At 57.4% G+C, this 7,861-nt stretch carries 8 protein-coding genes; 4 read left to right on the top strand and 4 right to left on the bottom strand.

The window, feature by feature from the left end:
* The first annotated feature begins 1,047 nt into the window (after window positions 1-1,047).
* The 3 genes from F0311_RS18005 to F0311_RS18000 all read left to right on the top strand — a co-directional run bounded on the left by F0311_RS18005 (window position 1,048) and on the right by F0311_RS18000 (window position 4,441).
* Window positions 1,048-1,467: a hypothetical protein gene (locus F0311_RS18005; protein ID WP_191089807.1), complete on the top strand. Its 420-nt coding sequence runs from the start codon at window positions 1,048-1,050 to the stop codon at window positions 1,465-1,467.
* Window positions 1,457-2,584, top strand: coding sequence for a helix-turn-helix domain-containing protein (locus F0311_RS07615; protein WP_191089806.1), 1,128 nt, complete (start codon window positions 1,457-1,459; stop codon window positions 2,582-2,584). The genes F0311_RS18005 and F0311_RS07615 overlap by 11 nt, the downstream gene beginning before the upstream one ends.
* Before the next feature lie 1,194 nt (window positions 2,585-3,778).
* Window positions 3,779-4,441, top strand: coding sequence for a hypothetical protein (locus F0311_RS18000; protein WP_191089805.1), 663 nt, complete (start codon window positions 3,779-3,781; stop codon window positions 4,439-4,441).
* Window positions 4,442-5,021: 580 nt separating this feature from the next.
* Here the strand turns inward: F0311_RS18000 and F0311_RS07605 are convergent.
* The 4 genes from F0311_RS07605 to F0311_RS07590 all read right to left on the bottom strand — a co-directional run bounded on the left by F0311_RS07605 (window position 5,022) and on the right by F0311_RS07590 (window position 6,987).
* On the bottom strand, window positions 5,022-5,231 hold the full coding sequence (locus tag F0311_RS07605) for a hypothetical protein (RefSeq protein WP_150461346.1): 210 nt from the start codon (window positions 5,229-5,231) through the stop codon (window positions 5,022-5,024).
* The gene (locus F0311_RS07600) at window positions 5,228-5,881 is read right to left on the bottom strand and encodes a hypothetical protein (RefSeq protein ID WP_150461345.1); all 654 of its coding nucleotides are present in this window, start codon (window positions 5,879-5,881) and stop codon (window positions 5,228-5,230) included. Before F0311_RS07600 ends, F0311_RS07605 begins: the two co-directional genes overlap by 4 nt.
* 185 nt (window positions 5,882-6,066) lie before the next feature.
* Complete coding sequence (locus tag F0311_RS07595; RefSeq protein ID WP_150461344.1) at window positions 6,067-6,255, bottom strand: hypothetical protein; 189 nt, start codon at window positions 6,253-6,255, stop codon at window positions 6,067-6,069.
* A gap of 375 nt (window positions 6,256-6,630) precedes the next feature.
* Complete coding sequence (locus tag F0311_RS07590; protein ID WP_150461343.1) at window positions 6,631-6,987, bottom strand: hypothetical protein; 357 nt, start codon at window positions 6,985-6,987, stop codon at window positions 6,631-6,633.
* 360 nt (window positions 6,988-7,347) lie between these two features.
* Here F0311_RS07590 and F0311_RS07585 point away from each other — a divergent pair, with 360 nt between their 5' ends.
* Window positions 7,348-7,734 carry an AAA family ATPase gene (locus tag F0311_RS07585; protein WP_263406264.1) on the top strand — a complete coding sequence of 129 codons (387 nt, stop codon included), beginning with the start codon at window positions 7,348-7,350 and terminating at the stop codon, window positions 7,732-7,734.
* The last annotated feature ends 127 nt before the right edge of the window (window positions 7,735-7,861 follow it).

The raw sequence follows: 7,861 nt of genomic DNA, 5'->3' as shown, positions 1-7,861 counted from the left end.
GAGCGAGCAGCACATGGAAGAGGTCTTCACAGCTTCCGAATCTCCCCATCGCATGGCAGTCCTCGCACATTGACATGAGTTCAGTCTACGAACCTCAGCCTCGCCGCCACACTGATCTGGACCAGATAAGACTTGATCAACACGGCCTAGGCATGTCCACGGGAACCCCGCCAATGAGGATGACATGGGACACCGCGTTGAAGCCTTCGACGGCCAGGGTGTCTCTGAGGCGTTTAAACGGGCCTGCAGACGTTGCGGCCGTCTACGTCAGCGCGTTGGACGAACTGGCTGGGAGCCAGCCGTCAACGAGTCGTTACGACTCAAAAAGGCCCTTTGGATGCGAGTCAAGCTCGGTTAGCTGCAAGTCCCGCTCGACGAGGACGGCACGCCGGCAGGACTGTTCCTGGACGACCATTCATGACTACGCGACCGGAAATAACAAGGGGGTGAAGAGTGACTGAGCGAATGGCCTGGACATCGGTTCGGGCGTGAGGATGATGCTGAGTTTGAGCTTTCACCTGAAGAAATCGCCGACGAGCAGCTGATAGACATCCGTGCAGAGTTCCTCGATAGCCTGCTAGAACTCATCGCAGATCTTCGAAAAGGTCTTCCCGAGGTGGAGATTGGATTGGGATGAACATCTCCGACAAAGCGGACTCTGTCCCGGCAAGAAGAGATATCGACCGGTCCAACTTCCGTAACACCGTAGCTCCCGTCCTTCACTGCTTGAAACCAACGTAGCGAGTCTTGTGAGGTCATTGAAAGGGATCCAGCTCTTACTTGCGTGCTAATATTATTAGCAACTCGACGCGGAAGGCTTGAAATATGAGTACAGAAGCAACGTTGGTCAGCCACATCAAAGCATTGGGGCCGCACTTGCATGAGTCGATGGCGGCCGCCATCGCTAAGACCAACCCGGCTCTGGCTTCGATCCCGCACTCAAAACATCCATATTTGCGCCCTCTGGTTGCCAGAGCTCATTTGCGAGAAAACCTGGAAAACACTCAGCTGCCCTTGGGATGGACTGTCACAGGGAACTCGCGTCGGATGGGCGAGACCTACCTCTACCAACCAGAACTCAGCGCCAGACTCCGTGTCCTGAAAGAGCGCCGCCGGTCGTATCCTGGAGGGGTCCCCGTCGCAGGCAGAAACCCGACTCGCCGTAAGTACTGGATGCCGCACCCAGTGCTGCCCGGCCTTGGGGATTCAAGGGAGAATGGGAAGTTCATTGATGTCGCGAATCTCCTACTATGCTGGGATTTCGAGACTGAAGGCGATTTGGAGTCCTTTCAGCTCCGTGTCGTCCACACGACAGAGCCCGGACACTATGGAGATGCGGTCAGGTGCAATTTCGAGATCGGCATCGAGCCTGGCGGCGGGATCTTCGAGTATCGTTCGTTCGCAGGCTCGGATGACCCAGTGGACTTCTTCAACATACACATCGACAAGGACGAGAATGAAGCATGAACAATCCATCAACGGGCAACGATTCACCGCCCTGCGACGGATTTTTACTCTCACGCAGCATGGCCTAGCCGAGCGACTCGATGTCGGGCAGTCATTCCTCTCTCAGATCGAGCGAGGACTGCGCCCTGTGCCCGCGCCAGTCGCCCACAGGGCGGCAGAGTCGTTTGAACTCCCCCTGAGCTTCTTCACCGTCGTTAACACGCCACTGGACACCGGGCCTGCGACATTCAGAAAAAACTCACGTGCAAAGCACAGGGATGATGATCGATACGGTGAGCTCTACAACGAAGCTTCGAGATTCTTCAGATTCGTTTCACAGGAGTCTGGGTACCCCCAAGCTAAGTTGCCAGACCCGGCCGACTTTGGTCACGACCCTGAGCAAATCGCCAAACTTCTCCGCGAAGCCATTGGACTTGGCCCAAGTGACCCCGTGCCCAACGCGACCCGCGCCCTGGAACGACTTGGCTTCGGGGTCATTGACCAGCTCGACGAGGGCCAGGCAGACGGTGACCATTCAGGGATCACACGACCTTCTCCGCTGATGCAACACCCCTTGGTGGCCCTCACAAAAAACTCTCCGGGAGCAGTCAAGCGGCTCACATTACTTCATGAGGCCTATCACCACATCGCTGACCGAAATCTTCCAACACCGATTACCAGCAGCAGAAGTCCTGAGGAGACTAGAGCCTTTCGTTTCGCTGGCGCGTTCCTGCTGCCTGACACAGTGGTCCATGAACGCATCACTGAAAGCCTACCTCTGCATGGTTTTTTGCCGATTAAGGCTGACTACGGCATCTCAGCAAGTGCAATAATCCGTAGAGCTAAGGACCTAGAAGTCATCAGCCCCTCACGGAGCAAGAGCCTATATATTCAATGGTCATCTGCCGGATGGCGCAAGGATGAACCGGTGGATGTCCCCGACGAGCGTCCCATGTTGATTGAGCAGGCGATGCGTCACGTCTTCGGACACCACCCCATCCACCAGTGTTCTGAGGTAGTTGGTACGAGCCCTGTTTGGATTCGGCGGTGGTGCGGCCTCGGCCCAGATCGCTTGGCGGATTCTGGCCGTGCAGAAGTAGTGAGCCTGGAAGCAGCGCGGCGTCGGCGTCGCGCTTAAACTGGCGCCATGCCCACCAGAGATGAAGTCCTCAGCACACTCGCTGCCGATGTTGTCACTTCCAATCCTCGCCTGAGGTATAATTCTCCATCATCAGGACTGGGGACGCCATCCTCCAGTACAAGTTCACCGTTATGTCAGCCTGCGTCTTCAAGAACCACTCAGAGATTGAGAAATTGCAGGATATAGTCGTAATTGACAGGGGCGCATTCAGCAACCACGTGATGTCCACGATGCTAATTCAGGTGCGACGCCGAAGCTCTACCAGGATCCTGATCAATGCTGACGGTCAAGCCAGAGGGGCTCCGATTATCTTTCCAGCATTTCAGCCAGCTACCGGGGGCATCAGCTAAGGCTGTTGAGCTAATATGTTGTGGCGAACGTCTAAACTAACGGCGCGCGGGAAAGGTCTCGAAGGGTCGGGACCCTGCCCCGCCGTCGGCGCACCAGCTACTATTGGTTAATATTGTGGGTGTTCTCCCCGGTCGCCCGGGGAGAACACCGCAGACTACAGATTGTGCACGACGTGCACAATGACGGCGATGGTCCGAATGCCGTGGAGCGCGGTTGGGATCCAGCCCAGGCACTCGGGCCATTGCCGTTGACTTTCAGCCGACGGATCTCGCTTGGCTCTAGTCATGTTTCTTCCTCCTTTCCGGTTCGCGATACCCTGGTGGGCTCGCTGCTCCTCCAGTAAGACATGCAGCGGTTGAGTAAGCGAACGAACTACTGTTACGCTTTAACCGGCCAGAAACTGCTGAATACATCAAGGTACAACAGGAAACTGGCCGGATAAGACGTTCAGAATAAAACAACGAAAGAAGTGAAATACTTGTGGCTGAATCGCACCGGACTCCCTCCCGACCGCTCACGAATAAGGAGAAGCAACAGCTTGAAAAGCGACTACATCGTCTGGAAAGGGCTGGTTATGATCAATACCTAGACAAACTCACCAGGACTCTCATCGCTTACAAGCAGGCCGGGCCCTTTCTAGAACACGGTTTGCAGATAAGAACTCCGTTTAGTTACCTCAAAACGGGCATTCCCGGTGATAGCTCAGATCGCAAAGCTCCCCACCGCCATCAGCGACCTTCTGCGACAAGAATCTCCGCAAGCCGAAGTTCCGCGCTCCGATTCGAACTTACGGCGCTCTCGCTAGTCCAGCTTCGACGAAAAGCAGGCGACAAGGCACGCTTGCATGAGCTCGAAATCCCGATTGCCGGTGACACTGACAATGCCGGATGGGCAGACCTGGTCGCAGTGCAGCCGACTGACAGCAATAACCACAGCAACTTCATCTCCGCACGGCACAAACGCGCACGCACTGTTCGGGAATGCCTGATGACGCTTGAGCGTGCTGGCTTAGTCTCCATCTCTGGTGCGCCCAAAGAGCGCAATAGATTCGGGGGCTTTGTTCTGCTCAATGAAGCGGGGCCTGAAGTGGGCGGCGGACAAGTTGAGTACACGGTGCCGAGACGTCGTGAAAAGATTTTCAAGATGCCGTCTGGCTTCGTGTTGAAAGGCTGGATTCATCTCCTTGAAGACTCGGAGATAGCTGTTCTACTGATGGCCGCCTGCCATAGTGGAGGTTGGCCCGAGGATGGCCTTTGGGCGATTCCAGGTGATGTCCGACTTCGTCACTACGGCATCCACCGTGATCGCTATTCGGTGGCGCGTAAGACCCTTGAGTGGTTGGGATTGCTGAATGTCGACGAGGTCAATCGATTTAGAAGTGGGCGCGCGGAGAAAAACGCGCGATTGGTCCACAGGATTGGGCTGCGTGATCAGGGCTTCGAGGTGGAGGCCCTACCCAAGATGCGTGAGCTACTCGAACGGCAGCTCTCCAGCGACAGTTGACGATAATGAGCACCTAGCCGAAATACCACTGACGCTCTGAGCCAGAAACGGTCGATCAGAGTTTCCGAACACCACGACCTATAACGGTCTTTTTTGAAATGAGAGAAGAAGTAATACCAACTCAAACACACTCACGTCCCAGCCCAGGGTGGATCGTGCTGGAGTTTATTGCTGTTGCTAGCTTCGGGTCCTTCATGTTCGTTATAGTGCGTGGATATCCTGATCCCACAGCAGGAGCGATAGAGATTATCGGCAAGGCTGGGTTGATCGCAGGTCTGGTATTCGCTCTCGAATGAGTCACCTCCCTAGTGGTTGCCTGCCTGGGCCTTGCCCACAAGTCGTGGACAGCCTGTTAGGCCCATCTGGCGTCGCCGCCGTAGTTATTTCGTAGCAGTGCGCCGCGTCGTGACATCGACTTTCGACCTGCTGCCCCTTGCCCGTCACCTCACCCCAGTCGCTGCCAGCTGAACACTGCATCGGGGTTGGTGGTACCCGCCAGCGCAGTGAAGGCACATCAGTCCGTAACGGCCCCCATCCCACGCCTTCTGGAATGCCTCTTTGCGCCAGGTGAGCATCATCTCTAGGTGTTCGCGCATACCAAGATAACGCGGTGGTGCTTGCCCTTGATGTTGGGTTCCCGGCAGTCGTGGTGGATGATTACGAACTCTGCAGCGTTATCGCAGTCTTCGGCGTGGGAGTGGTCCGCGTTGAGCCACTGCCACCATTTGGGATAGTCGCAGGGCAGGGCGATCTGCTCATCGACCAAAGGTTCGCAGACGGTCAGAGTCATGGGAGCCGCCACTCATCGATGTCGGGTATCTCGTCCTGGAAGTCCACGCTGATATCCATGGCTTCCAGGGCCTCCAATACTCGTTGCCGGTACCAGTTCTTGACGTTCTCATGTATTACCGCCCAGGGCGGGAGAGTGCGCACCACAGTGGGGTCGGTGCGCGGGTCAGCGGGTAGCTCCATGCGGGGCAGGAAGTCCTCTCTCGCCAGGTCCCAACCCGCCGGGTAGATCCCGTCGTCGATCCACACCGACATCCGGTCAGGAAACGACCGGTGCATAGCATCCCGCTTCCAGGCGATCGTGTTGCCCGTCTTGGCATCGCCAAGGTGCGGTTTCTGACAGAGCACACTGATGCCCACCGGCAGCGGATCAATGCCGAAAAGCGGCGGCAGAGCGTAGTTGGCAGCATGTTTCCAGGTGCTGGCCCAGACCACATCGGCAACCTGGCGCATCCGAGTGATCCACAGTCCGTGCAGAGAAGCATTCAGGCACACCGTGAGAGCCATGCCACGATCGGGCACCGCGGCGGTGAACGGCGAATCCATGATCCGCTCGGCCGGGATCTCCACACGGTGCAGCCTCCACCCCTCACCCAGGGCATCCGGGGATCCGCCGGCGTTGAGGACCCCGTCGACATCCAGGGCGATCACCGGACGGTGACGATGTTTTTCATACTCAGCGAACTCATCCCTGCTCCTCCACTGCTGTCATACGGCCCGGGCCGAGTTGCTCAACCGCGCACCATCGAGGTGGTGCGCACCCGCACGGTGCGCCCCTGCAGCTCCGGGTCCACTGTCTTGGCGAATGCAATGGCGAAGGATTCTCCAACCTCCGGTCAGATCAACAGCTCCACATAGGGCTCAGCTTGACAATCCCAGTCCAGACTCGCACCCTCCTGGCGCGGGGAGCGAGCAATGGTGCAGGCGTCCAAATCAATCACGTAAGTCGAACCCATCGTGGTGATCAGCCACCTGCCAGTGTGATCAGGGGTAAGTTTCTCGACTCTTTCGCGATGTTTCTTCATCGGATCTCCACCACTGGCAGGCCGATCGTCGGCCACCTGGTCTGATCCAACCCGTTCAAATGAGACTTCACTGCCTGCTCCCTCAGCCGGTACTGCGCCGTCGAGAGCCTCCGCCTGCGTGTGCTCACAGCGGCACCACGACGATGACATCGATCTCAGCATCACACTCCAGGCAATGCAGGACCCCGCCGCAGTCCGGGCAACCCTCTGCGATGACACGCATTAAATCCGAAACGCAGTGTCCACAGAGCAGCTCCACCTGATGCCCACACGGATTCGATGTCCGGTATCGAGCCTCTCGCTGACTCCCATCAGGTGCGTGGGAGTCGCCGGAACACTCGCAGGGCACAGTGCTTTCCACATCCGGCAGCTGCGTCATGTCAACAACAGCCGCAGGCATCGCCCACCCTCAACGTCGTTGTCGGCCAGCCGCTCGATGCTCTTGATGACCGAGCTAATCCGATAGTGCTCCCAAAACGCCGGGTACTCCGGGTCGTCGTACCAGAGGTAAGGACGCTCTCCGACCTTGGGCCACCACACCACCCGGGTGAGCCGCATCGGCCGATGATCAAACTCCATCGCACCCGACTTCGAAGCAGAAGACGGCATCCGGGTATAGGTCATCGCATCCAAGTCCCAAATATGCTGGGTCCCCTGGGAGGTCACCAACCACCGGCCCGTGGACTCGGCAGTCAGCTCCTGAACAGTCTCACCAATGAGTTCAAAGTCCATCCCTGCTCTCATTTCTCTGCCCCTCCGAGGCTCTCGCTGTCACCTCCACCACGCCGATCGAGCCTCTGTGATGACGTGGTGTCACAGACCTAGTGTGTGGAAGCCTCAGATTTTTGATTCGAGGCCATCATCCACCCTGGCTCGGACATCGAATCCGCCGTCCAGACACCAAATAATCCAGCTGCAAGAGCACCAACGAGGAATGTGACAACAACAGGCCCGAGAGAGCGTGGGATTTTTACAGACTTTCCGTGGGATCGCTTATGGGATGCCTCAATTCAGGCGAGGATCGCCGCTGATCAGCGGCTCAAATTCAGTTCCGCAAACAACCCTCTAGAGGCGTTGGGGGATACCCGGGTTGTGCTGGTCAAGGGTGCCCGGCAGAGCAGGAAGAGCGCCCTGGTGCGGCAGATCGGCAGCACCCTGGATGATGCCGATACCCGGAAAGCCGCACAGGATGACCCCAGAGACTTCGTTACTGCGGAACAGACGCTCATCATCGATGAGGCTCAGCGCGTACCGGAGCTGTTCTTGGCGATCAAGTCCACGGTGGACTCGGACTCTAGACCGGGACGATTCTTGCTCACCGGATCTGCACGGCTGCTGAGTATGCGTGCTGTTCCCGACCTTCTTCCCGGTCGGGTGGAGACTATAGAGCTGTGGCCACTCAGCCAAGGAGAGATCGACGCGACCTCTGATGGGTTCGTAGACGCCTTGTTCACAGAAGGGCCTGCGGTGAGTTACTAATGTGTGTTAGTTAGTCGACTCAGGCGGCGGTGTGGATGTACGCCAGATTCGGGTCATGGAAGAATCCACGCACCAGATGCGGCAGACGCTGCAGGCGGCGCAGCCCTGAAACAGCCAGGCGCTTCAT

It is taken from the genome of Nesterenkonia ebinurensis, assembly GCF_008711175.1.
In the GTDB taxonomy this organism is placed as follows: Bacteria; Actinomycetota; Actinomycetes; order Actinomycetales; family Micrococcaceae; genus Nesterenkonia; species Nesterenkonia ebinurensis.
Note: the sequence above shows the minus strand (reverse complement) of the source record. Positions and strands in the feature narration are given on the sequence as shown.